At 39.4% G+C, this 25,451-nt stretch carries 21 protein-coding genes; 17 read left to right on the top strand and 4 right to left on the bottom strand.

The window, feature by feature from the left end; genetic code table 11:
* The first annotated feature begins 155 nt into the window (after positions 1-155).
* Positions 156-1,571, top strand: coding sequence for an NADP-dependent phosphogluconate dehydrogenase (gndA, locus tag B2W36_RS09415; RefSeq protein WP_293887583.1), 1,416 nt, complete (start codon positions 156-158; stop codon positions 1,569-1,571).
* A gap of 122 nt (positions 1,572-1,693) precedes the next feature.
* On the opposite strand, the gene B2W36_RS09410 is transcribed toward gndA, so the two are convergent.
* Positions 1,694-3,325, bottom strand: a complete 1,632-nt coding sequence (locus tag B2W36_RS09410) for an ABC-F family ATP-binding cassette domain-containing protein (protein ID WP_293882120.1) — start codon at positions 3,323-3,325, stop codon at positions 1,694-1,696.
* An 84-nt stretch (positions 3,326-3,409) separates the two neighbouring features.
* On the opposite strand from B2W36_RS09410, the gene trmD reads away from it, so the two are divergent.
* The 13 genes from trmD to dusB all read left to right on the top strand — a co-directional run bounded on the left by trmD (position 3,410) and on the right by dusB (position 18,430).
* The gene (gene trmD / locus B2W36_RS09405; protein ID WP_209577610.1) at positions 3,410-4,087 is read left to right on the top strand and encodes a tRNA (guanosine(37)-N1)-methyltransferase TrmD; all 678 of its coding nucleotides are present in this window, start codon (positions 3,410-3,412) and stop codon (positions 4,085-4,087) included.
* A 259-nt stretch (positions 4,088-4,346) separates the two neighbouring features.
* The gene (locus B2W36_RS09400) at positions 4,347-5,750 is read left to right on the top strand and encodes an anthranilate synthase component I family protein (RefSeq protein WP_293887582.1); all 1,404 of its coding nucleotides are present in this window, start codon (positions 4,347-4,349) and stop codon (positions 5,748-5,750) included.
* Positions 5,747-6,040 (top strand): isochorismate pyruvate-lyase, encoded by a 294-nt coding sequence (locus B2W36_RS09395; RefSeq protein WP_293887581.1) that lies wholly within the window; start codon positions 5,747-5,749, stop codon positions 6,038-6,040. Before B2W36_RS09400 ends, B2W36_RS09395 begins: the two co-directional genes overlap by 4 nt.
* Complete coding sequence (locus B2W36_RS09390) at positions 6,027-6,602, top strand: anthranilate synthase component II (protein ID WP_293887580.1); 576 nt, start codon at positions 6,027-6,029, stop codon at positions 6,600-6,602. Before B2W36_RS09395 ends, B2W36_RS09390 begins: the two co-directional genes overlap by 14 nt.
* A gap of 11 nt (positions 6,603-6,613) precedes the next feature.
* On the top strand, positions 6,614-7,396 hold the full coding sequence (gene trpC / locus B2W36_RS09385; RefSeq protein WP_293887579.1) for an indole-3-glycerol phosphate synthase TrpC: 783 nt from the start codon (positions 6,614-6,616) through the stop codon (positions 7,394-7,396).
* A 67-nt stretch (positions 7,397-7,463) separates the two neighbouring features.
* Positions 7,464-7,979 carry an RNA polymerase sigma-70 factor gene (locus tag B2W36_RS09380; protein WP_293882084.1) on the top strand — a complete coding sequence of 172 codons (516 nt, stop codon included), beginning with the start codon at positions 7,464-7,466 and terminating at the stop codon, positions 7,977-7,979.
* Positions 7,980-8,035: 56 nt separating this feature from the next.
* Entirely contained in the window at positions 8,036-8,674 is a 639-nt protein-coding gene (locus B2W36_RS09375) for a hypothetical protein (RefSeq protein ID WP_293887578.1), read from the top strand.
* Between the two features lie 142 nt (positions 8,675-8,816).
* Positions 8,817-9,905 carry a hypothetical protein gene (locus B2W36_RS09370; protein WP_293887577.1) on the top strand — a complete coding sequence of 363 codons (1,089 nt, stop codon included), beginning with the start codon at positions 8,817-8,819 and terminating at the stop codon, positions 9,903-9,905.
* A 113-nt stretch (positions 9,906-10,018) separates the two neighbouring features.
* On the top strand, positions 10,019-12,442 hold the full coding sequence (locus B2W36_RS09365) for a TonB-dependent receptor (RefSeq protein ID WP_293887576.1): 2,424 nt from the start codon (positions 10,019-10,021) through the stop codon (positions 12,440-12,442).
* Between the two features lie 2 nt (positions 12,443-12,444).
* On the top strand, positions 12,445-13,653 hold the full coding sequence (locus B2W36_RS09360) for a hypothetical protein (protein ID WP_293887575.1): 1,209 nt from the start codon (positions 12,445-12,447) through the stop codon (positions 13,651-13,653).
* A gap of 111 nt (positions 13,654-13,764) precedes the next feature.
* Complete coding sequence (locus tag B2W36_RS09355; RefSeq protein WP_293887574.1) at positions 13,765-14,898, top strand: PepSY-associated TM helix domain-containing protein; 1,134 nt, start codon at positions 13,765-13,767, stop codon at positions 14,896-14,898.
* A 28-nt stretch (positions 14,899-14,926) separates the two neighbouring features.
* Entirely contained in the window at positions 14,927-17,368 is a 2,442-nt protein-coding gene (locus tag B2W36_RS09350; protein WP_293887573.1) for an outer membrane beta-barrel family protein, read from the top strand.
* Between the two features lie 66 nt (positions 17,369-17,434).
* A complete protein-coding gene (gene dusB / locus B2W36_RS09345; RefSeq protein ID WP_293882098.1) occupies positions 17,435-18,430 on the top strand; it encodes a tRNA dihydrouridine synthase DusB in 996 nt (331 codons plus the stop codon).
* A 59-nt stretch (positions 18,431-18,489) separates the two neighbouring features.
* Here dusB and B2W36_RS09340 read toward each other — a convergent pair whose 3' ends face one another.
* The 3 genes from B2W36_RS09340 to B2W36_RS09330 form a co-directional block, all read right to left on the bottom strand.
* A complete protein-coding gene (locus B2W36_RS09340) occupies positions 18,490-19,926 on the bottom strand; it encodes a lipopolysaccharide biosynthesis protein (RefSeq protein ID WP_293882100.1) in 1,437 nt (478 codons plus the stop codon).
* A gap of 71 nt (positions 19,927-19,997) precedes the next feature.
* Positions 19,998-20,279 carry an acylphosphatase gene (locus B2W36_RS09335; RefSeq protein WP_293887572.1) on the bottom strand — a complete coding sequence of 94 codons (282 nt, stop codon included), beginning with the start codon at positions 20,277-20,279 and terminating at the stop codon, positions 19,998-20,000.
* Between the two features lie 117 nt (positions 20,280-20,396).
* Entirely contained in the window at positions 20,397-21,572 is a 1,176-nt protein-coding gene (locus B2W36_RS09330; RefSeq protein ID WP_293887571.1) for an amidohydrolase family protein, read from the bottom strand.
* A 406-nt stretch (positions 21,573-21,978) separates the two neighbouring features.
* Between B2W36_RS09330 and B2W36_RS09325 the strand changes: the two genes are divergently transcribed.
* From B2W36_RS09325 to B2W36_RS09315, 3 genes are all read left to right on the top strand, one after another.
* Entirely contained in the window at positions 21,979-24,414 is a 2,436-nt protein-coding gene (locus B2W36_RS09325; RefSeq protein ID WP_293887570.1) for a TonB-dependent receptor, read from the top strand.
* Positions 24,415-24,623: 209 nt separating this feature from the next.
* Positions 24,624-25,082 (top strand): D-aminoacyl-tRNA deacylase, encoded by a 459-nt coding sequence (dtd, locus tag B2W36_RS09320; protein ID WP_293887569.1) that lies wholly within the window; start codon positions 24,624-24,626, stop codon positions 25,080-25,082.
* A 16-nt stretch (positions 25,083-25,098) separates the two neighbouring features.
* Positions 25,099-25,425, top strand: coding sequence for a nucleotide pyrophosphohydrolase (locus B2W36_RS09315; protein WP_209577584.1), 327 nt, complete (start codon positions 25,099-25,101; stop codon positions 25,423-25,425).
* Positions 25,426-25,451: the final 26 nt, after the last annotated feature.

Below are 25,451 nucleotides of genomic sequence, written 5' to 3'. Positions count from 1 at the left end.
CAATATACGGATTATCTGTGGGTTTACAACAAAAGCTTCATTACCAGCGGAGTAATTGAAGGGAGAAAAACGCCTTATAACGATCTGCTGATAATTTGTCTTTCATAGTATCAACAAAAATGGTAAATTTCAACTTAGAAAAACGATATTAAACGATGAGCATAGATACAAAAAATAACTGCGATTTTGGAATAGTTGGACTCGGCGTAATGGGACGTAATTTATTGCTCAACATCGCCGACAACGGTTTCGCGGTAGCAGGCTTAGACCTCGATCCACACAAAGCTGAGTCATTGGAAGCTGAAGCAAGTGCAGGACATCGCATCAAAGTGACAACCCAAGTAGAAGAGTTTATAGGAGTTTTGCAAAAGCCCAGAGCAATTATGCTGTTGGTGCCGGCCGGAAAGCCGGTTGATATGGCGATTGCCAGTCTTGTTCCGCTTTTAGATAAAGGAGATATAATCATCGACGGCGGAAACACATACTTCGCGGATACAGACAGAAGATTTAATGAACTTTCCGTTAAGGGTATACATTTCTTCGGAATGGGCATATCTGGAGGAGAAAGTGGCGCTCGTCGTGGCCCAAGCTTGATGCCCGGAGGCGACAGAAAGGCCTACGAAAGACTAAGGCCAATATTCGAGGCGGTTTCGGCCAAGGTAGCCGACGAACCCTGTGTGGAATTTTTAGGCAACGGGTCGGCAGGAAATTATGTAAAGATGGTACATAACGGTATCGAATATGGTATCATGCAGTTAATTGCAGAGACCTATGACCTGATGAAAAAATTATATGGTTTTGATACCCAAACCATACAGCAGACCTTCGAAGAATGGAACAAGGGCGATTTAAACGCATTCTTGCTTGAGATTACCGCTCAGATTCTGAAGAAAAAAGAGGGCGACCAGTATTTGGTGGACCTGATTTCAGATTGGGCAAGATCAAAGGGAACGGGTAAATGGACTTCGCAAAATGCGATGGATCTACAGGTGCCAGTGCCGGTGATTGATGCAGCGGTCAATATGCGCGATATGTCCAAATACAAACCCGAACGTGTGGAGGCGGCAAAACTACTTAAATGGGATGGACAGCCTATTGATCTGCCCGCCGAAACGCTTATTGCTCGCTTAAAAGATGCATTGTACTTTGTGATCATCACGACCTATGCGCAAGGTTTGGCACAGCTCACTGTCGCATCAGAGAACTATAGTTATGAGCTAGATTTACAGGTGGTAACCAAAATTTGGCGAGGCGGCTGTATCATTCGCGCGTCTTTGCTCGAAGATTTTAGAAAAGCCTATGCGACTAATCCGGGCTTACGCAATATCCTACTTGATAGCACCATTGCACAGAAGCTACTGAGCACGCAGGCCAGCGTTCGCGAGGTAGTCAAAGATGCTATCGCAAACGGGATACCCGTATCCGGATACGTAAACGCACTCGCTTATTTTGATGCCTACCGATCGGAGAAATTACCGACAAATCTGATACAAGCACAACGAGACTATTTTGGCGCACATACCTATGAACGGATTGATCAAGAAGGCATCTTTCATACACTTTGGGATTAAACGAAAAAAGCTTGAAGATTCAATTGAATCTTCCTTTGAAATGCAAAAAAGCGGCTCTTTTATATAAAAGCCGCTTTTTACAACTGAATCCCTATCGGTTTTATATGCCCTTTATCTAGAGGCTAACGTTCGATATCCTTTAAGCTGCTCATTTTCTTGTATTCCAAGAAACCTTTGATATCCTCGAAATGCTCACGTACACGCTTGTTTCCAAATTCAAAAACTTTCTCGGCTAAGCCATCCAAAAAGTCACGGTCGTGCGAAACAAGGATCAACGTACCATCAAAATCTTTTAAAGCATCTTTAATAATGTCCTTGGTCTTCATGTCCAAATGGTTGGTCGGCTCATCGAGGATAAGTACATTCACCGGTTCCAACAATAATTTTATCATGGCTAAACGCGTTCTTTCTCCTCCAGATAACACTTTCACCTTTTTGGTCGTATCATCGCCACTAAACATAAAAGCGCCCAAAAGATCTTTCATCTTAACACGTACTTCACCTACTGCGATTTGATCAATGGTATCAAAAACGGTCATTTCACCATCCAGCAATGCCGCCTGATTTTGTGCAAAGTAACCAATTTTCGCGTTGTGCCCAACCTTTAACGTCCCTTCGAAATCGATTTCACCCATAATTGCTTTGATCATCGTCGATTTACCCTCACCGTTTTTCCCTACAAAAGCCACCTTTTCTCCACGTTCGATAACCATATTTGCTTTCTGAAAGACGACATGATCGCCATAAGCTTTCGTCAGATCTTCCACAATAACCGGATATTGGCCCGAACGTGGAGATGGCGGAAATTTAAGGCGCAGCGCTGAAGTATCCACTTCATCAATCTCAATAACTTCCAATTTTTCCAGCATTTTTACACGCGACTGTACTTGCAAAGTCTTTGAATATGTACCCCTAAAACGGTCTATGAACTCTTGGTTGTCTGCAATAAAACGTTGCTGCTCTTCATACGCTTTTAACTGATGCTGACGACGCTCCTGACGTAATTCCAGATAATGACTGTACTTGGCGCGATAGTCATAAATCCGTCCCATCGTCACCTCGATGGTCCGATTCGTAATATTGTCGACAAAAGCCCGGTCGTGCGAGATCACAATAACTGCTTTCGCCGAATTGACCAAGAAGTCCTCAAGCCATTGAATACTCTCAATATCCATGTGATTGGTAGGCTCATCCAATAAAATCAAATCTGGCTTTTTTAGTAATATCTTAGCCAACTCGATGCGCATACGCCAGCCCCCGGAAAATTCAGAAGTCTGTCTAGTAAAATCCGTACGCTCAAAACCAAGACCCTTCAAGACCTTTTCAACCTCCGCATCATAATTAACTTCCTCAATCGAATAGAACTTCTCACTTAATTCAGATACCCGTTCGATCAATTGCATATAATCATCAGATTCATAATCCGTACGAATATTCAACTGCTCATTCAAGCCTTCCAGCTCATCACGCATTCCGTAGACTTCTTCGAAAGCCTTAGATGTCTCTTCAAAAACAGTCACATTATCCTGTGTCAGCAAATGCTGCGGTAAATAGGCTATAATCGCATCCTTTGGCCCCGAAACATGACCTGTCGTAGGCTTTCCTGCCCCCGCTATAATTTTCAACAAGGTAGATTTACCAGCACCATTTTTGCCCATCAATGCGATCTTGTCATTCTCATTAATCGAGAAAGACACATCTGAAAAAAGAGTCGTTCCCCCAAAGGAAACGGAAATATTATTTACGTCAATCACTGTATGTTCACTTAATTTTGGCACAAAGATAAGCGAATCAATCTTATAAATAGACAATGGTGCATTTTTGTGTATCTTTGCGCCATGCGTTTTGATATTATTACGGTCTTACCAGACCTACTTGAAAGTCCATTTGCACACTCAATTTTGCAACGAGCGAAGAATAAAGGTTTGGCTGAAATACATGTTCACAACTTAAGAGACTATTCAACCAATAAACACAAAAGTGTCGATGATTATCCCTACGGCGGCGGATCCGGTATGGTTCTTCAAATCGAGCCTTTTGCAAAGTGTATTGAGCAACTGCAATCCGAACGTGTATACGATGAGATCATCTATATGACTCCAGACGGTGAAACATTCAATCAGGATATTGCGAACGGACTATCTACAAAAGGAAATATGATGATCCTCTGTGGACATTATAAGGGAATTGACCAACGTATTCGTGATATCTACGTAACAAAAGAAATTTCGGTCGGCGATTACGTGCTATCTGGAGGAGAACTTCCGGCCGCAATTGTTACAGACGCTATTATCAGATTAATCCCTGGAGTATTATCAGACGAAACTTCCGCTCTTTCCGATTCATTTCAGGATGGATTGCTCGACGCACCTATCTATACACGCCCTGCAGAGTGGAAAGGCCATAAAGTACCCGATATTCTACTCAGCGGTCACGAAGCAAAAATCGCCGCATGGAAAGATGAACAACAGTTGAAAAGGACACAAGAAAGACGCCCTGATTTATTAAATGATTAAGAAATAAGCGGAATTTTTGTTTTTTTGTCACAAAAAGTTTGCTTATTTATTTTTTTTTATAAATTTGTGTAATAATGACACGAAGATATACAAATACAAATTGGTGGTGGCCTGGAGCAATAAGCATCGGGAATCAATTGGTATTGTTATAATATTTCATAATCAACCAAAACCATTTATGGAAATTCCAACCCCGATGCTAACCAGTATCGGGGTTTTTTTATGCATAAATTTACAACAAGAAGATAAGACACAAAAAATGAAGTATACATTCAAAACAAAAAGCAGAAAGTTGCTTGCGGATACAACTACGCCAGTGAGCATCTATCTTCGTCTAAGAGATATCTTTCCAAACTCATTGCTATTGGAAAGCTCCGACTATCATAGTCGCGACAATAACATTAGCTACATCTGTTGCCAGCCAATTGCTGGAATCCAGCTCGATGAAAAAGAGCTAACGCTTACGTATCCTAATAGGGAGCGTATCGTAAAAAATGCGAAGGAAATTGAATTACGTCAGGAAGTATCCGATTTTAGGAATTCCTTCGAAGACCATACAATCGCCGAACTTAACCTCATTTCCAATGGCTTATTTGGATATTTCACCTTCGATTGTATCGAACACTTTGAAGATATCAAACTGACCACTTCGCCAGATCCGGCGCGTAAAATACCATTTATGCAATATCATATCTACAAATATGTCATTGCTATTGACCACTTCCGAAACCAACTCTACATTTTTGAACACCTGCTGGATGATGATGAATCAGAACTGGAAAGAATGCAATTTCTTATTCAGAACAAAAACTTTCCTGAATATTCCTTCAAACTTGCCGGTGAAGAAAGCTCCAATCGTACCGATGAAGAACACCGTCAGTTGGTCAAGAAAATGAAAGAACATATCCAACGTGGCGATGTTTTCCAGATTGTTCCATCCAGAGGGTTTAAAACACCGTTCTCTGGTGATGAATTCAATGTCTATCGTGCATTGCGCTCCATCAATCCATCACCTTACCTTTTCTATTTCGATTACGGTGATTTTAAACTTTTCGGATCCTCGCCAGAAGCGCAATTACGCATTCACGGAAAACAGGCTACCATCTTCCCCATTGCAGGAACATTCAAACGTACGGGCAACATGGATGAAGATCAGAAAATCGCCTCCAGACTCAAAGAAGATCCAAAGGAAACTTCTGAGCACGTTATGCTCGTCGATCTTGCCCGCAATGACTTAAGTAGACATTGTACACAGGTTAAGGTGGAGTCCTACATGGAACCGCAATATTACTCCCATATTATCCATCTGGTCTCCAAAGTAACAGGAACATTAAAAGATAACATCAATCCGTTTGACATTGTAGGCGATACGTATCCCGCCGGCACACTGTCGGGGGCGCCAAAACATATGGCGTTGACTTTAATCGATCGCTATGAAGGATTGCAACGTTCTTTCTATTCCGGTGCAATTGGATTTATGGGTTTTAACGGAGACTTTAATCACGCCATTATGATTCGTTCCTTCCTAAGCAAACAAAACACCTTACATTACCAAGCAGGCGGTGGTATTGTTCTCGATTCAGACCCTGAAATGGAACTTCAAGAAGTAAATAACAAAATTGCTGCTTTGCGAAAAGCATTACAACTAGCAGAAACGTTATGATCAGACCATTGGAATACTGTGTCAACAAGAAACATATTGATGTTTCAATAGATACCATAGATAGCCGCATTGTAGAACTCTTGGCATTGCGGAACACCTATATTGAGAAAGGTAATGCTTTAGAAAATGAACTAGCCGAAGAACAATCCCCGATTAGGAATTTAAACGGTCATTATGCAGTCTTGGCAAAAAAATTTAAGTTGCCTACTGAATTTATTCAATCTATATTCCACGAGATTGAAAACTATGTTAATCAAGATTTTATAGCAAAAGGTTATGAGCAACAATAAAATAGTCGTTATAGACAACTACGATTCCTTCACCTACAACTTAGTCCATTTATTACAGGAGTTAGACCAAGAGTACGTTGTATGGAGAAATGATAAATTTAAACTGGAAGATATTGATGCTTTCGATAAAATACTTCTTTCGCCGGGCCCTGGTATTCCAGAAGAGGCGGGGTTATTGCTTGACGTCATCCGTACATATGCTCCTCACAAAAGTATATTGGGTATCTGCTTAGGTCAGCAGGCTATTGCAGAGGTTTTTGGTGGGACCTTGTTCAATATGGAAAAACCTTTGCACGGTGTAGCAACAAATATCACCGTTGTTGACCAATCGGAAAAATTGTTTCAAGATTTTCCAAAAGATTCGAAAATAGGGCGATACCACTCCTGGGCAGTTAGCCAGGATACTCTTCCAACCTGCCTCAAAGTAACAGCCATCGACGAAAATGGCATTATCATGGCCTTGACACATACCGAATACGATGTCCGAGGGATGCAGTTTCACCCCGAATCGGTATTGACGACGAATGGAAAAAAGTTAATTGAAAACTGGTTGGGAATCTAAAATTTATAAAAATGACTATACTGGATAAAATCATTGAAAGAAAAAAGATAGAAGTGGAAAAAGCAAAAGCTTCAGTTCCCTTCGAGGAGTTATTAAACTATCCCTATTTCAGCGTTGCTTGCCTATCGTTGAGGGAGTCTATTCTTGATCCTGAAAAAACAGGAATAATAGCCGAGTATAAAAGAGCATCACCATCAAAAGGAGAAATCAACAGTACCTCCACCGTAGAAGATGTTGTTAAGGCATACGAAGAAGCCGGTGCTTCAGCAGTTTCTGTTCTCACTGATGGAGAGTTTTTCAAAGGAAATTTAGCGGATCTATCTAAAGCGCGTGAAGCAATCAGTATCCCTATTTTAAGAAAAGAATTTATCGTGGATAAATATCAGATTACTGAAGCTAAAGCCTATGGTGCAGACGTCATCCTTTTAATCGCTGCATGCCTGAAAAAGGAAGAAGTACAGGAATTCGCCGCATATGCTAAACAAATTGGCTTAAATGTCTTGCTCGAAGTACACAATGAACAGGAGCTATTAGACAATCTTTTTGACGACATTGATGCAATTGGTGTCAATAATAGAAACCTGAAAGACTTTTCGGTGGATCTTCAACATTCTTATAATCTTTTAGACCAAATTCCAACAGAATATATCCGGGTATCGGAGAGCGGTATATCGGATCCTTCAACCATTAAAGCACTTAAAAAAGCTGGATTCCAGGGATTCTTAATTGGTGAAAATTTTATGAAGACAGCCGATCCTGGTCGAGCGATCAAGGAATTCGTAAAAGAAATCTAAAAACTTATTTAAAACCAATCTAAATAAAACTATCTTTGCCAAAGACATATGCTAAGGTCTTTGTATTTTGGAAACGGATTTTTTTATTATCGATAGAAAGAGTTTTGAGCAAATATATCTTCGCCACTGGGAAGGTATGTTTGCTTTTTGCCTTAGCAATATCCACGATGAAGAGCATTCAAAAGAAATTGTACAGGATGTATTTAAATCACTTTGGGAGCGCAAGGAAGAACTCCGTCTGAGGGAGGTTGAGCGCTATTTGATCCGATCTGTCAAACTCAAGACTTTTGAATATATACGTAATAAAGTATCCCGCCAACAACATCTGAACAATATTTCAAACATAACGGAATCTCAATATTCAGACAATACACTGATTGCCGAAGAACTTGCAGACAAAATTTCCTATCTGGTAACCACATTGCCTAACCAATGCCGAAAAGTATTTCAGATGAGTAGAGAGCAAGGACTCACAAATAAGCAAATTGCAGAGAAATTGGTAATCTCTGAAAGAGCTGTAGAATATCATATTTCTAGAGCCCTAAAAACATTGAAGACAGAATTAATAGAATATATATCATAAGTTGTTGATGCAGAAAAGAGAAATCTCGTACTTTTGTTATTGAGTTGAATATACGGATGAAAATAGATCATAAGTTAATAGCGAAATACCATTTGGGGCAATGCTCTCCAACAGAAAAACTGCTGGTAGAAGAATGGCTGATGGATGATACGTTCGAATCCAACCCAATACCGATTTCAACAGCTAAAAAAAATAAATTGGAAAACGATATCTGGGCAGATATCAACACCTATATCGAGACCGCAGAAGCTCCGATAGAAATTAAGAGGAAAAAATACCCGCTTAAATATGTTGGCATTGCAGCTTCCTTCCTAATCCTGCTTAGCTTTGGCCTCCATCAGTTCAATAACATGAAGGAGAAAACTGATGCAACATTTGACAACGCGCGGAATGGGAACTTGAAATATATCAATCAACAAAATTATAAAATAGTTTTGGGTAAAAATGCGACGGCGCAAATCAATACCGATACAGGGATAATTAAGACTACAGGCAATATGCTCTTTATCCCCAAAAGGAACTTTGCTTTTAGCATGCCGGGGGCAGATAAAAAGAAAGAATTAAAAACGGGCGAAATCTATTTTGTTCTGCAGCCACAAAAAAATGGGAAACAGGTTATTATTGCAAAATCCGAACTAACCTTTCTGGCGCCGACATTACAACACGAACTTAAATTGCAATTTAACATCATTTAATCGACAAAACTCCACCACCCATAGTACTATGCTATCAAGCCGCCTTATCTTATTTCTCCCACTTTTGCTTTTTGGCTTAATGATAAGTTGCCAATCAGAACATAGGGAGAAGAGCTTAGTAGGCAAATATAGCCTCTATACAATGGATAAGGATTTAGGTAACACTATCGTCACGACTAACAGCATGAATAGCGGAAAATTGACTATCCACCAAAATGGAGTGGCTATTCCTACGCAGGAGTTCGATCGCAGTATCATTGTTAAAAATGGTAAATTTTATTTCCTCAATGAAGGGAAATTCAAAAAATATACACTCGAAAAATCAGGTCTAAAAGAAATTGGACAACTGCCAATGCCCGACCAGCATATAGAAAATATCAACTGGATAAATAACGATACACTGCTCTTATTTACATCAGACAACAAAACTAACCGGCGTCTATGGTACACAAAGATCACTATCAAACCTTTTAAAATCGTTCAGCAACAAGAATTAAAAATACCTTCCTCAGCTCCTGACTTTAATATTATCTCGGTTGGTTTTAGTACCATACACCAGCAACAGCTGCTAATTGGTTACACGTTTAATAAAATTATCAATGAAACAGACTTTACCACAATAGATACCCTATATGTGGCTACCCTAGATAAAACAACACTAAAGCTAAAGGGAGTCCAAGAAGATACCCGATCTACTTATCCAGGTGGAATAAACACCGTCCAATCTTACAGTTTCAATGATGAAAACGGAAATTACTACTTTATGGCCTGTCCCGGTATTGCCTTGGGCAATATACCTTCAAAGCCCACAGCAATCTTTAAGATTGAGAAAGAATCCACACAGATCGATCCAAATTACTTCTTTGATGTAACAGCACAAACCCACAATCACGCCTACGGAATCTGGTATTTAGGTAACAACCAAGCTATTATACGAAGCGAACGCAAAGATCGTTATACAGATTTCAGCGACCACCACTCAACCTATCAATTCGAATATTACCGCATTGACCTCGTCAAAAAGACTACGCACAAACTTGACCTCCCTTTCGACAAAGGAACCCGCAAAGAATCTGTTCTCGTCGAAAATGGCAAAGCCTATATTGCTATCGACGACAGCTCAGACCGACATCAGGTCTGGATCTATGATATCAAATCAGAAGAGATAAAGGCGGGGCTTCAACTGGATCAGGCTACGGACTTTATCGTAAGGATAGATCGACTAAATTAATTCCACCTGTAAAACAGGTGATTACAATAAATATTCTTTTTTTTCAACGCAAGACCTTCGGTAAATCTAGGCATACGCTACTTAGTTAATATGTATTTAATCTAAATAAGTGTATGTCAAATTTTAGAGCGATATCTACCTGTACATTGCTGTCGTTTTCTTCCGCACTCTTTGCACAACAATACGGCGTATTGCAAGGACAAATAAAAAGCTCGAAAGATGGGAGCTTATTACATTCGGTTAGTATCAAAATAAAAAATACGCAACTAGGAACAACATCCGATGCATCGGGAAATTTTCAACTGCCGCATATTCCCTTCGGGAAATATAAAGTACTTATATCTACCGTAGGTTACGCTAGTCGAGAAGTTCAAATTGATATATCTGCTATTGCTACAAAAAAATTAAACATTGATCTCGATCCAACAGCGCAACAATTGGGTACAGCTCAAGTGGATGGAAAATCGGAAAGCACCAAACTGAAGGAAACAGGCTTTGCTGTTAATGCGATAGAAACAAGACAATTTGCCAATCTAAATCTCGACATCAATCAGGTATTATCCCGCAGTCTCGGTGTAAATATCCGCGAATCGGCGGGTCTCGGTTCTGATTTTAAATTTTCTATCAATGGACTTTCAGAAAAACAGGTTCGCTTCTTTATTGATGGCATTCCAATGGAAAACTTCGGATCAGGATTGACGTTAAACAACATACCTGTTAACCTAATTGAACGCATCGAAGTATTTAAAGGTGCCGTTCCAGCATATCTTGGTTCGGATGCACTCGGCGGTGCCGTCAATATCATCACCAATCAGTCTGCCGGCAATATGCTGGATGCCAGCCTTGCTTATGGCTCCTTCAATACCATGCGTGCTGCAGTAAATGGTCGATTTACAGATCACAAAACTGGCCTGTCCATTCAATTAGGAGCCTTCCATAATCTTTCCGACAATAATTACTGGATGCGCAACAATCCTAAAAATGAGGCACCGATTAAAGTGATTGAAAATGAAAAAATCATAGAACGCGATGTCAAACGCTTTCACGATAGGTACCGTTCCGATATGGCACAATTCGAAATATCCTTATCCGACAAAGCTTGGGCAGATAAGATTTCATTCGGATTGACATATTCGGACTTCAACAAAGAAATACAGACCGGTGCTACCCAAAATACGGTATACGGTGAACTCCGTACTGTGGGCAACTATATAATGCCTTCTTTCAAATACAAAAAAGACAACTTTTTGATCGAAAAGCTAAATATGAACGCCTATGCTTCTTATGGTATCGACAGATACCGTGTCATCGATACAGCTAGCCAAAGCTATGGCTGGGGCGGTGGAACAGGAATCCCATTAGCAATTTCGGGAGAACTCAATGACATCAAAACCATCTATCATTATAAAAACAAAAGCGCACTAATACGTACAAACTTTAGTTATGAGTTGGACGAATTCAACGCGCTCAACCTCAACTATAATTTTGCACATAGCAGCAGGTCTGCAGAAGAACAACTTGGTAATGCGAAAAGCAATCCATTGGGAACTCCCAACACCATATCCAAAAATATTTTAGGACTTGCCTATCAAAATCTTACACTGGACAAACGTCTTAGTACATCCATTTTTACGAAATTATATAATTTGGGAATATTTGCCCGAGATGTTGTCTATTTCAGTGGCAGCGATGGTAACGGTTATACAAATAAAGACAACAGGTTCAATAAAAACTATATCGGTTATGGTCTTGCCTCCCGGTTCAGCCTAAGGCAGAATCTCGGAATCAAGGCATCCTACGAACGCACCTATCGTCTTCCGGAATCGCAAGAAATGTTTGGTGATGGGATCAATATCATCGCCAATAACAAGCTAAAACCTGAGAATAGCAACAACATCAATGCTGGGCTCTATCTCAATCAACACTTCGGTAGACACAGCCTTAACTTTGAAAGTTCCTATTTCCTACGGTATGCAAGCGATTTCATCTATTTCAAGCCCACGGGTGGAAAGTTTTCCAGTTACCAAAATTTGGATAAGACTACAATCAATGGCCTTGAAGCAGAATTAAAATATCAGTATGCTAATTTGCTGGACTTTTCGATCAACGGTACGTACCAAAATTCAACGAATAAATCCAAATACATTGATGGGCAAACCGCTAACCCCGACATAACCTATAACGACAGAGTACCCAATCAACCTTGGTTGTATGGGAATCTCAATTTGAGCATCTATAAAAATAATTGGTTGACACCGGATACGAAATTGCAGTTTATCTGGTCCTCAAATTACACCCACTGGTATTACTTGGATTGGGAAAGTGTGGGTAGTAAGGAATCTAAAAATCAAATACCTACACAGTTTATCCACAATGCAGCTCTCTCCTATTCTTTTGCAAAAGACAAATACAATATTTCTGTCGAATGCAGAAACCTGACCAATGAGCTGGCTTATGACAACTTTAGGTTGCAAAAACCAGGGCGTTCATTTCACGTCAAACTCCGATATTTCTTAAATAGCTTTAATCACAATTAATTATGTTTTCAAATTTAAAATCCACAGCAGTTCTCTTTAGCGCGAGTCTTATGGTAACATTGGCCGCATGTTCCAAAAGCAATCCCGGTAGCGAAGTAGAGCCTCCTGCACAGGAAAGTGCAAAATATGGTTTTGTTGTCGAGGCAGGAACACCAGCCGCAACTTACAATCTTGTTGCCAACTCCCTAACAGAAGGAATCCTTACCACTGCCGCTAACGGTGCAAAATCCAATTACGCAGCCATAACCTCAAAAGGTGAATTTTATTACGGGATCGACACAGATTCTAAAACATTAGTCAAATACACAAGTGATAACTCCAAAATTACAGTTGTCAAAGAAATTCCATTTCCTGCAATTAGCTGGGCATATTACTCCAGTTTCTATAAATGGAAAGATGACAAAACACTGGTCTTGTTTAGTTCAGATGCTGCAATTCAATTTGAATATGCTATCCTCGATGTCGAGAATATGAAAATTACCAGCAGTAGTAAATTGAATATTCCCGGCCTAATGGACGGATATTATTTCTGGGCTTACAATGCCGCTTTTATTGGTGATAAATTGTATTTAGCCTACACACAGGAAAACAATGATACAGGCATCTCTGTAAGCAAAACGTATCTGGCGAGTATGGACTATCCTTCGATGAGCAACATTACAGTGACACAAGATGACCGGTTCACCTTCCCAAGTCATTATACCCTGAATGTACAATCCTCATTTACGCAAGATCAGACAGCTTATTTTATTACTTCACCTACGATTTGGTCAACAAAAACAACGGGTGAACCTTTCGGAATCTTTAGGGTACAGAACAATTCAAAAGAGATCGATCCAACCTATTTCTACGAATTGACCGACCGCACAAAAGAAGAAGCTGTTGGACTTACCTATGTCGGTAACAACAAGGCTGTTGTTAAAATCTTGGATAAAACTAAAATTAAGGACTCAGATTCTTATGGAACAGCATATATCACAAGCTTCTATTTGGTTGACGTAAAAGCACAGACCAAGTCAAAAATCAATATCCCTTTGGCCAAAGGAACTCCTTTTGCCGAAAACGTAGTGTCGGATGGGGACAATATTTACATTGCTGCGAATACAGCAGAGGGTTACTATGTGTATCAATACAACACTTCTTCTCAAGCTGTCTCTAGAGGACTAAAACTTGAAGGTATAAATGCCGTCAATAAAATGGTCAAATTATAACTATAATTAAAGAAAGTCACTTTGTAAGCATGATGGAAACACTATTCCTAATGCCTACAAAGCGACTTTACCTCAGTCCTTACTGGGCGACGATGATCAAATCCGTCAATTATGTTAAGTAAAATTAATGCCTGGCTCCATCTTTGGTTAGGGCTTGCTGCCGGTATACCCGTTATTATATTAGGAATTACAGGCTGCGTACTTGTCTTTGAACATGACATCAAAGAATTAACAACAAACTATATCCACATCGAACCACGAAGGGCAGATGAGCAACTTCCACCTTCAGCGATTTACAAGGCCGTAAACAACATCCTTCCGGATAAAGAAATTGCAAGCTCATGGTATTATGGACTTGATAAATCTGTCAAGGTCAGTTTGGATCATTCCGACAGTCTGGTGTATGTAAACCCCTATACAGCGGAAGTACTGGCTATTGTCGATCATGAAGATTTCTTTCATTTTATGGATGAAGGCCACCGCCATCTATGGATGCCTGTTAAAATAGGCCGACAGATTGTTAGATGGAGTACTTTCATTTTCTTTATCTTGCTGATCACAGGACTTATTCTTTGGTGGCCAAAAAAATGGAATAAAAAATCAAAAGAACAAAGTTTTAAAATCAAATGGAAAGCTAAGTTTAAGCGAGTCAACTATGATTTACATAATGTACTCGGCTTCTATTCACTTACTTTAGCTTTTGTCATGTGTTTAACAGGACTCATTATGAGCTTTCCTTGGATAAGAAATTCTGTTGTTTGGCTGACAGGCGGTTATCCTCAGGACAATAAAATAGAAAAAGTAGACCACAGCAGTCAAATCGATCAGCCTTTAAATGACGCGCTACAAGTTGCCGACCAAATTTGGTATAAGGTACGCCATGAGTATGCCAAATACAACAAAGAAGCAGCTATTGTCCATTATCCCGAGAGCGAAGACAAAACAGTATACGCATGTACAGATATGACAGGTGGCACCTGGCGAGATCTCAATTTTGATCGAAATACACTCCAACTTGTAGGTAGAAAACAAGGACCCATTGATGAGGCCAGTGCGACAGAATGGTTGATGCGCTCCAATTATGCACTACACACGGGTTATATTGGAGGAATGATAACGCAAATCATCTATTTTATCGCCTCACTGATATGTTCAACCCTACCAATAACAGGATTTTATATCTGGTGGGGGAAGAAAAGAAAAGCGATAAAAAAAACGAAACGCACTCCATTAGCAACACCCTAAATTTTAGCAATACCGTAACTATACCATTATGCTCTACTTCAATCGTCATATCTTTAGTCTACTATTAATTTGTACAGTATCCAGTAGCTTTGCCCAAAAAAGAAGCCACATCAAAGGTCAAATTATCGGTGAAGATAAGCAGGCAATTCCATATGTGAATATCAGCCTTCATCAAGCGAAAGACAGCACATTAACAAAAACTATCGCCGCTGATAGTACCGGACATTTTATTTTCGGTGACACAAAGGCAGGCCGTTATTATATAAAAGTAAAAAGCATCACACACCAAGAGACCTTTAGTCCACATTTCAGTTTGGATGAACAACTCGGTGGATACGACCTTGGTCAGATTGTATTGCTAACAAATAATGAATACTTAGCCGAGGTGCTTGTGGTACGCAAAAAGCAATTTATTGAACAGCAACGGGATAAACTAGTATTTAATATTGAAAATTCCATGCTTGCGGAGGGAAATAGCGGGCTTGAATTGCTCAACAAGCTACCGGGCGTAGTAGCAGATGACAACGGAACATTATTCATTAAAGGGAAATCAGGTGCAACGGTAATGATCAATGGAAAACTGACTTATCTTTCTGGTGACCAATTGGCAAATCTATTACGGAGCACATCTTCCATTGATATCAGCAAAATTGAAGTCATGACTAATCCTAGTGCCAAAGAGGATGCGGCCGGATCGGCCGGAATCATCAATATTGTTTTGAAAAAAGGAATAAGAGAGGGATGGAATGGTTCTATTTCCCTCAATGGCGGTGCAGGCCGAGGGCCGCATTTTGGCGGAGGTATTAATCTTAATTACCGCACTGAAAAACTCAATGTATTCGGAATCTATAATCAGTATCATCAGAACCTGGAGTACTTTAATTCCCTCACACGCTACTTCTATTCGGATCAAGGTAACCGCCCCGAATCTTATACACAACAGGAAAATAAGATACAGCCCAAACTTCGATCTAATAACTTTAGAGCTGGTATAGATTACAACATAGATTCCAGACAAACACTGGGCGTGCTTATTAATGGTGGATTCGGCAAATACCCGAAGTATGAACCCACGACAAATAGCTTCAGTACCTTTGACGATAATCGATTAATATGGTCTTCATCTACGATAACGGAAGGAAAAGAACGCTGGCGGGATATGCTTTATAATTTCAACTACGGCATTAAATTTAATGAGAAAGGACACGAATTAAAAATCGATCTTGATCTTGTAGACCATTATTCCAAAATGGATCAAGAACTGAACACCAACTATATAAAAGCAGATGACACTCCGCTCAATCGGCCTTCTTCACGTCGAGGCGACATCCCCTCAGACAATAAAGTGTACGTCGCCAAGTTGGATTATACACTGCCCCTGGCCGAAGGGTATAAACTGGAGGCTGGCTGGAAAGCCAGTCATGTCCGTACAGAAAATGACCTACATTACGATACCTTACAAAATGATCAATATGTCTCTGACCTGACAACAAGCAATCATTTCATTTACAAAGAAACCATACAGGCAGGCTATATTAATCTTTCCAAAAGTTGGAAAAAAATTTCGGCTCAGGTTGGCTTGCGGGGAGAACACACACATACATCAGGCCATCAAATTACGCTGAATGAACACTTTGAAAAATCCTATTTCAAACTATTTCCATCAGCATTTCTAACTTACGCTGTCAATGAAAAAAACAAACTACAGGCAAGTTATAGTTATCGTGTTCAGAGACCGTCTTTTTGGAACCTCAATCCATTTCGTGTATACACCGATCCGTTTTCTTATACGGAGGGAAATGCCCGTCTGAACCCGGCATATGAACATGCATTTGAGCTGGGATATACTTTTTCTAACAAATATATTTTCACACTGAATTATGCTTCACGAACTGACGTTGTCAACGACATCCTAGGAAGGGATTTATCCAATCCGTATATAACTTACGAACGGCCAGAGAATATCGGCTCATTCAAAAATTTTGGCGTTTCTTTTATCGCTCCGACCCAATTGACAAGTTGGTGGTCAGCCACGCACTTGACAAACTACTACCGTAATGAATATGAAATTCCACAGGACGGCATACTGATTAACCGTAAAGGCAATACGCTGACCCTGAATAGCCAGAATACATTCAAACTACCGAACGACTGGTCCATAGAAGTGGGCGGGAGCTACACCTCCGGATTGACGATAGGGTTAAGCCAGATCAAAAGCTATGGCCAGTTATATAGCGGTATCCAAAAGAACATTCTCAATAAAAAAGCGTCCATTAAACTGGTGGTAAATGACATTTTTAGAACGAACAGTCGCCGATACGAAACCGTTTCTTCAACAATTCGACTTATTGGACAGTCGAATCCCGACAGCAGGACAGCCATCCTATCTTTCAATTATCGCTTTGGAGGAGCTGGAACTTTGAACAGTCAACGTTCAACAAGCTCTGAAGAAATCAAAAGTCGGCTCTAAACTCGTGACAGTTCGCTAACTTTATACTAACACCAAATTTTGTACCTTTGTAAAAAATTATCGAAGATGTCGGTCAAGATTGGTGAAAATATTGATTTGGGGGAATTCCCGTTGCTATTAGCTCCTATGGAGGATGTAAGTGATCCTCCGTTTCGTTACGTATGCAAACAAAATGGTGTTGATTTAATGTATACTGAATTTATTTCTTCGGAAGGACTAATCCGTGATGCTGCCAAATCTGTTCAAAAGCTAGATATTTTTGAATATGAACGACCTATTGGTATCCAGATCTTCGGCGGTGATATCGAAAGTATGCGTCAATCGGCTGAAATCTGCGCAAAAGCAGGACCTAATTTAATTGACATCAATTATGGCTGTCCTGTTAAAAAAGTAGTCTGCAAAGGTGCTGGCTCATCCCTCTTACAGGATATTGATAAAATGGTTGCCATGACCAAAGCTGTTGTTGAAGCTACTGATTTACCGGTAACGGTGAAAACACGCCTTGGATGGGATGACAACACAAAAAATGTGTATGAGGTTGCTGAAAGATTACAAGATGTAGGCATCAAAGCACTTGCAATTCATGGACGTACACGTGCGCAGCTGTACAAAGGTCAGGCGGACTGGTCCATGATTCGGGATATCAAACGTAATCCGCGTATCAAAATCCCAATTTTCGGCAATGGCGATGTAGATTCTGTCGAAAAAGCAGCAGCTTGGCGCCAGGAGTTTGAGGTGGATGGCATTATGATTGGCCGTGCAGCAATCGGATACCCTTGGATCTTTAGAGAGATCAAACATTTTTTCAATACTGGAGAACGTCTTGAAGGACCTACCATTGCCGAACGCGTCGAAGTTTGTAGAACCCATTTGAACAAATCCATCGAATGGAAGGGTGACAAATTAGGTATTTTTGAAATGCGTAGACATTATGCGAATTACTTCAAAGGAATTCCTAATTTTAAAGAGTATCGAATGAAATTAGTCAGTTTGCAGCGCCAGGCTGAAATTTTAGAGGTACTCCATGAGATTGAAAATTCCTTCATTCCCGAAGGAGCCTAAAAAAGAAACAAGGCAATAAGATAAAACTATTGCCTTGTTTATAAGAGGTATAAATAAGATTATTTTCGTCGTACCAACCCCATCAACCGATTCTTTTCAAGCATAAAAGTGAAGCCCAATAATAACAATAGCATCCCATTGCCTATCCAGATGTTACTATGAAAAACTTGAAAGCTCATCCATGAAATCAGAAGCCCTACCCCAAGATAAATGGCAATTTTTATCAATTTATAAGGTATAGGATAATACATCTGACCCCAGTACAATGAAAAGCCAATCATCACCAAGTACACCACTGTCGTAGACAAAACAGCCCCAACATAGGAATACACCGGAATCAGCCAAACATTCAGCATAATCGTTAATAAAGCTCCTATTCCTGAAATATAGAGTGCATATCGTGTCTGGTCTGTCAACTTGTACCAAATTGACAGGTTCATATATATCCCTAGTAGCACATAGTTAAACAGTAGGATTGGAACAATTTTGAGTCCGGTCCAGTAAACCGCAACCTCCGATTCATTTCCTTTAATGAAGTACTTAAGCCAATCGAGATTAACGGTTAGTCCAACCATTGCAATGACCATCAAAATAACAAAATACTCCATGATGAGTGCATAGGTTTTCGATGCATTCTGATTTTTCGAATACGAAAAGAAAAAGGGTTCTGCCCCTAGCCGAAAAGCCGTAACAAATAAGCTTAGAAATACGGCCAATTTAGCAACCGCACCATAGATACCTAATTCGTCTTTCCCAGTCTCTCCGGGCAACAATTTCAGAAAGAACATTTTATCTAGATTCTCATTAATAATAAATGAAATATTAGCGACTAAAATTGGGAAGCTATAAGTTAACATTTCATGCAGTAATTTTCGATCTAGACTAAATCGGAAAGTGAGCAATTCAGGCAGTAGTAGGATTAATGTAACAACACTCGCGAAAAGGTTGGAAATAAAGACATAGCCAATCCAGCCTTCTTTAAACCATGTTCCGGCAAAATCAGCCCAAAAGCTATACTGGTGAACCCAATCAGGCAAGAAATAAATGAAGAACAGGTTTGAAATCACCGTAACTCCAATATTAACGAATTTTAGTGCGCTATATTTATAGGGCCTTCCTTCAGCGCGAAGTTTTGTAAATGGGATAACGGCAAGGGCATCAGCAACAAGAATAAAAGCGAAATATTTAATATATTGTTCATACAGATCAACATCGCCACCATCTGCAAACCATGCTGCAATGGGCCGCGTAAATACAAAGACAGATAACAATAAAATAAACGAAGTGACTAACGTAATAAAGAAACTATTATTGTATACTTTGGATCTATCTTGTGTTTCGACCTTTTGCAAATAGCGAAAATATGTCGTCTCCATACCAAATGCCAGCACAGCATTCAACATAGACATCCAGGCATAAAAATTAGAATAGATGCCGTAGACTGCCGCATCTTTAAATTTTCGCAGATAAAGCGGCGTCATCAAAAATCCTATCATTCTTGAAACGATAGTCGTTATACCGTAAATGAAGGTATCGCTGAGAAATTTTTTGATCGTAGACACTGGGCTTAGGATTGAACTCTTTTAACTACTTCAAAATTAGAAAAGCCTTTCAGTTCGCCTTTCTCTATTTCTACACTTTCAACAATTGCACCTTCGGGGCCTTCTTGGCAGAACTCCAACAGTGAATCCAGTGCAAAATCATCGCCCTCAGCTTCAATATAAACGGAACCATCTTTTAAATTGACCACAAAGCCCCTGACACCAACTTGATCAGCAACTGCCTTGGTTGTCAATCTAAAAAAGACCCCCTGTACTTTACCTCTTATTGAAATATTCAAATGTTTCATCTGTAACTTATTTTTTCTTCCATCTGTCAGATGGAGCAATCCATGACTATAATTTCATTCGTATAGTCATGGGTTGTTCATTAAAAACAAAAGTACAGAAGTTTGGGGAATAAAATACTAGGCTAAGCGTTTTACCTTCACATCATCAGTCAAGCGCATATGTTCCATCCCCTGAAGCAACACAACACCTGGCTTTTTACCGACCTCCAATGATCCAAATTCGTCCTGAATATTTAACGCAATAGCACCATTAATCGTGGCCCATTGTATAGTCTGTAAGAAATCAAGATCCTCGAAGTGTGCATGTAACACCTTTAGTTCCTCCAGAATGGACAGTGTATCGTTGGAAGCTAAACTATCGGTTCCGATCACAATACGTTGTCCTGCATTTAAGAAATTCTGAACTTTAGGTAAAACCCCCTCAATATAAAGGTTAGCTTTCGGACATAAACACCATGTGACGTCACGATTCATACGCTCAACAAAATCAAGATCTTTTAAAGACGTATAGGTATTATGAACCAACAACAATTTATTCGGGTAAGGCAAATAAGGCAAATAAGATTGAATTGAATTTCTTGCCTGCGCTTTTATCGTATCTGCATTTTTTCCAATACTTTTATAAAAGTCTAAAAATTCGCCCATTTTATAACGGAACAACTTATTCTCTTCCTCGCTTTCCTGATTATGAATACTGATAATATTTGTTTCCGGAACGATTTTCTTGAATTTTTTAAAAAGTACTTTAGAGCAAGAATAAGGAGCATGTGGCGTGATAGATACATGACCATTCCTAAACTCTTGGATCAATGATTTCGCTTCCTTCAACTTAAAATCAGCTTCGTCTGGCTCAATTCCGATCACCTCTACAAACGTGTGATACAGGATTTCAGAATCCTCTTTCAATTTTGAAGAATTATCCGTATTAGCATGATCACCGACTGCGACAATACCATTTTCGTACATCTCTCTGTCGGCTTTTGCCATCGCTTCATCTATTTCTTTCATCGAAGCCGAACGCGTTGTCATCACCTTACTCAAAAAGCTCGGAAGACCTGTACCTTTGGCAACAATACCTCGCATATGCGACAATTCAATGTGGCAATGTGCATTGATAAAACCCGGAATTATAACCCCTTCGTATTTCTCGACCTGACCATTATCCATAGGTGTAAATGACGTTGGGTCAAAGATACCTTGAATTACCCCCTCCTCATCTACCGCAACAATACCATCTTTTATCGGCATCGAGCTAATCGGTAGAATATAATTAGCGCTTAAATATTTTAACATTTTATCTCCTCACTATCAATTTAGTAACTAAAATTTTGACCTGTATGAATACATACCACTAGTAGAAAAATTCATGCCAAGGTACCTAAAAAGAACAATATATACCAAAAACAACAATTTACATAAAATATTAACCAAAAAGAAATAACAAAAAACATCTTCCTTGTTTAATTTGTCATAAAATACTTCTTTATATAACATTTCAATTTTTAATCTATATATTCGCAGCATCAAATAGGGGTGCCTTGTTTTGTCAGGAACACAAATACAGGCTGAGATTATACCCAACAGATTAAATTCTGTACACCTGATCCAGATAATGCTGGCGTAGGGAGAGGTTAGTTAAATAGTGCGATCATAGTAACCCCTTGCTATGATTTGTTTAACTCAAACAAAATACATTACCATGATCAAATTTTTGATTTGTAGCTCTTTAGCTACTATTTCGACCCAAATTGCCATTGCGCAGCAAAATCTGACAATTAAAACTGTAGATAAGACCAACCAAAACCCTTTACAAAACGTTTCCGTATCCATTGATGGACAAGCTTCCTTCAACGGTCAGTCAGACAACCATGGAATAATTAAGCGCTATCATCTCAATACCGGGCAACATCATATACAGATTTCCTCTGTTGGATATAAAACATGGATCCGCACTGTAAACGTAAAAGATAATATGGAACTACTGGTCGAATTAGAACCCACTACCATACAAATGGAAGAGGTACTTGTCCAATCCACACGTGCGAAAAGAAATGCTCCTACAACCTTCAAAAACATCTCAAAAGAGGAAATTACCAAAAACAACCTCGGACAGGATATCCCTTTTCTTCTTAACCAAACACCATCCGTACAGGTAAATTCAGATGCTGGAGCCGGCATCGGTTATACCGGGATGACCATCCGCGGATCAGATAATCAACGAATCAACGTAACATTAAATGGCATTCCACTAAATGACGCGGAGAGCATGGGCTCATTTTTTGTCAATCTTCCTGACTTTGCATCTTCCACAGAGAGCATCCAAGTTCAACGTGGCATTGGCACCTCAACGAACGGCGCGGGATCATTTGGAGCCTCATTAAATATTCAGTCCAATACACTGGCCGAAAATCCCTATGCAGAACTTAATAATTCTTTTGGTTCTTACAATACCTGGAAAAACACAGTGAAAATGGGCACTGGACTAATAAATGATAAATTTGCATTCAATGCCAGATTATCCCGAATCAGTAGCGATGGTTATATTGAAAGAGGAAGTTCAGACCTACAATCTTTCTATGTGGATGGCGGTTATTATGGTAAGAAACACATCCTAAAAGGAATTATATTCTGGGGAAAAGAAAAAACATATCAGGCCTGGAATGGCGTTCCCGAACCGTTAATTACTGGAGATCGGTCACGTATGGATGACTATGCCGATAACGCGCTCGAAATATCAGGAGCTGAAAAAGATCGGTTTATGAATGCCGGTCGAAACTATAACCTCTACACCTATAAAAACCAAACTGATAATTATGCGCAAAAACATCATCAGCTTCATTATACCAATATCCTGAGCGACAAGTTAACACTCAATACCGCCCTCCATTATACCAGAGGTTATGGCTATTATGAAGAAATGAGACCTGGCGATAAATTGAGTAAATATGGCCTGCCCGATGTAATTATCGGAAAAGATACCATACAAAAAACAGATCTAGTCCGCAGAAGATGGTTGGACAACTATTTTTATGGCCTGACCTACTCCCTCAATTATAAACCCAACGAGCAGCTGGAGATTACCTGGGGTGGAGCCTACAATCAATACAGAGGGAAGCATTATGGTCAAGTCATCTGGGCACAATATGCCTCAACAGGATTTTTGGATGACAACTACTACTTCGGAAAATCACAAAAAAATGATTTCAGTAATTTCCTAAAGATCGATTACAAATTGGACCAATGGATTCTTATGGCTGATGTCCAATATAGAAATGTAGACTATCATATATATGGCGATGACGATAAGGTCAAAAACTATAACTATCATCCAAAATTCAATTTCTTAAACCCGAAAGCGGGCGCAACTTATCTCTTAAATGATTATTCAAATGTGTATGCTTCCTATGCCTTTGCGCAGAAAGAGCCTGTTCGCAAAGATTTTATAGAAAAAAACAGCAGTTTACCTGATCCAACACCTGAGAAAATGCAGGATATAGAATTTGGTTACCGATTTGCAAACGAAAAACTTAACATCGGGCTGAACGGATATGGGATGTTTTACAAAAATCAGCTGATTCCAACTGGCGAAATCAGTGATACAGGCTCTCCGATTCGCCAAAATGTCAACGATAGCTATCGGATTGGCATTGAGTTCGATGGTTCATGGACCATCAGTAAACAGCTCAACTGGAAAGCAACTGCGAGTTTTAGCCAAAATAAAATCAAAAACTTTGAAGAGGTAATTGGTGATACACGAATTTTTTATACAAAAACGGACATCGCATTGTCTCCAGCAACTATTTTGTCAAGTAATTTCTCTTATAGCCCTATAACACCGCTTACATTTTCACTTTTATCCAAATTTGTAGCTAGACAATACCTGGATAATTCATCTACAAAAGAAAGAAGCATTTCCGCTTATTTTGTCAACAATCTTTTGGCAAACTATAGCTTTACAGCATTGGGCTTTAAAAACATCAGTGCAACATTACAGGTCAACAACATATTGAACGAGAAGTATGAGGCTAATGGCTACACTTTTGGCTGGATGGAAGGTGATAGCCGGAAATACTATAATTTTTATTTCCCACAAGCACCAACGAATTTCCTATTGGGCCTTAACTTCAAATTCTAGCATATTTTTAGAAGAACTTGATCATCCCAAAGCCGATAACATCGGACAAACCGCACTGAAGATGCTCTCTGATCAAACACTGCTAACAAAGAAATCTCTCTTTTTTCCTTCAGAGGAAAGAGAGATTTCTTTTTATAGGGTGGATAAAATTGAATTTCTGATCGCGTTTGACAATTGGAATTTTTACCTTTGGTTTTATACTTTTCATTATGCGCGCAGTTATACAACGAGTTACCAAGGCTTCTTGTACAGTAAATAATCAGATTACAGGCCATATCCAAAAAGGACTAATGATCTTATTAGGAGTTGAAGAGGCTGATACGATAGACGACCTCAAATGGCTAGGGCAAAAATTTATCAACTTGCGCATTTTCGAGGATGAGCAAGGTTTGATGAATAAATCAATACAAGATGTGGACGGAAATATCCTACTCATATCACAATTCACGCTCTTTGCTCAAACAAAAAAAGGAAACAGACCTTCCTTCATCAGAGCGGCAAAGCCAGATAAAGCGAAACCAATGTATGAAGAAATGGCTTCACTACTGAGTCAATTACTTCAAAAAGAAATTCAGCTTGGTATCTTCGGTGCCGATATGAAAATAGACCTTTTGAACGATGGCCCAGTTACCATCATCATGGATACAAAAGATAAGGAAAACTTTTAATTTTTTATTCAACAATATGACCATCAAAGAAGCACAGTTAGTTATTGACAAATGGATCAATAGTACCGGAGTACGTTATTTCAACGAATTGACAAATACAGCCATACTGATGGAAGAAGTTGGTGAAGTTGCACGCATTATGGCAAGGCAATATGGGGAACAATCGTTCAAAAAATCTGATAAAGAAGTTAATTTAGCAGATGAGATGGCTGATGTATTATTCGTTTTGATGTGCCTTGCCAATCAAACTGGCATCGACTTGACGGAAGCCCTGGAGCAAAATCTTCAAAAGAAATCAATTCGGGATGCCGACCGGCATAAAAATAACACGAAGCTCAAATAATGACTTAATAAGATGATTTCTACAAC

It is taken from the genome of Sphingobacterium sp. UBA3549 (assembly GCF_002376635.1).
In the GTDB taxonomy this organism is placed as follows: domain Bacteria; phylum Bacteroidota; class Bacteroidia; order Sphingobacteriales; family Sphingobacteriaceae; genus Sphingobacterium.
This window is presented reverse-complemented; position numbering and strand designations above follow the sequence as displayed.

What these genes read in the sequence shown, in the direction of transcription:
- gndA (WP_293887583.1), top strand. Translation starts at nt 156, where the DNA reads ATGAGCATAGATACAAAAAATAACTGCGATTTTGGAATAGTTGGACTC.
- trmD (WP_209577610.1), top strand. Translation starts at nt 3,410, where the DNA reads ATGCGTTTTGATATTATTACGGTCTTACCAGACCTACTTGAAAGTCCA.
- B2W36_RS09400 (WP_293887582.1), top strand. Translation starts at nt 4,347, where the DNA reads ATGAAGTATACATTCAAAACAAAAAGCAGAAAGTTGCTTGCGGATACA.
- B2W36_RS09395 (WP_293887581.1), top strand. Translation starts at nt 5,747, where the DNA reads ATGATCAGACCATTGGAATACTGTGTCAACAAGAAACATATTGATGTT.
- B2W36_RS09390 (WP_293887580.1), top strand. Translation starts at nt 6,027, where the DNA reads ATGAGCAACAATAAAATAGTCGTTATAGACAACTACGATTCCTTCACC.
- trpC (WP_293887579.1), top strand. Translation starts at nt 6,614, where the DNA reads ATGACTATACTGGATAAAATCATTGAAAGAAAAAAGATAGAAGTGGAA.
- B2W36_RS09375 (WP_293887578.1), top strand. Translation starts at nt 8,036, where the DNA reads ATGAAAATAGATCATAAGTTAATAGCGAAATACCATTTGGGGCAATGC.
- B2W36_RS09370 (WP_293887577.1), top strand. Translation starts at nt 8,817, where the DNA reads ATGGATAAGGATTTAGGTAACACTATCGTCACGACTAACAGCATGAAT.
- B2W36_RS09365 (WP_293887576.1), top strand. Translation starts at nt 10,019, where the DNA reads ATGTCAAATTTTAGAGCGATATCTACCTGTACATTGCTGTCGTTTTCT.
- B2W36_RS09360 (WP_293887575.1), top strand. Translation starts at nt 12,445, where the DNA reads ATGTTTTCAAATTTAAAATCCACAGCAGTTCTCTTTAGCGCGAGTCTT.
- B2W36_RS09355 (WP_293887574.1), top strand. Translation starts at nt 13,765, where the DNA reads ATGTTAAGTAAAATTAATGCCTGGCTCCATCTTTGGTTAGGGCTTGCT.
- B2W36_RS09350 (WP_293887573.1), top strand. Translation starts at nt 14,927, where the DNA reads ATGCTCTACTTCAATCGTCATATCTTTAGTCTACTATTAATTTGTACA.
- dusB (WP_293882098.1), top strand. Translation starts at nt 17,435, where the DNA reads ATGTCGGTCAAGATTGGTGAAAATATTGATTTGGGGGAATTCCCGTTG.
- B2W36_RS09340 (WP_293882100.1), bottom strand. Translation starts at nt 19,926, where the DNA reads ATGATAGGATTTTTGATGACGCCGCTTTATCTGCGAAAATTTAAAGAT.
- B2W36_RS09335 (WP_293887572.1), bottom strand. Translation starts at nt 20,279, where the DNA reads ATGAAACATTTGAATATTTCAATAAGAGGTAAAGTACAGGGGGTCTTT.
- B2W36_RS09330 (WP_293887571.1), bottom strand. Translation starts at nt 21,572, where the DNA reads ATGTTAAAATATTTAAGCGCTAATTATATTCTACCGATTAGCTCGATG.
- B2W36_RS09325 (WP_293887570.1), top strand. Translation starts at nt 21,979, where the DNA reads ATGATCAAATTTTTGATTTGTAGCTCTTTAGCTACTATTTCGACCCAA.
- dtd (WP_293887569.1), top strand. Translation starts at nt 24,624, where the DNA reads ATGCGCGCAGTTATACAACGAGTTACCAAGGCTTCTTGTACAGTAAAT.
- B2W36_RS09315 (WP_209577584.1), top strand. Translation starts at nt 25,099, where the DNA reads ATGACCATCAAAGAAGCACAGTTAGTTATTGACAAATGGATCAATAGT.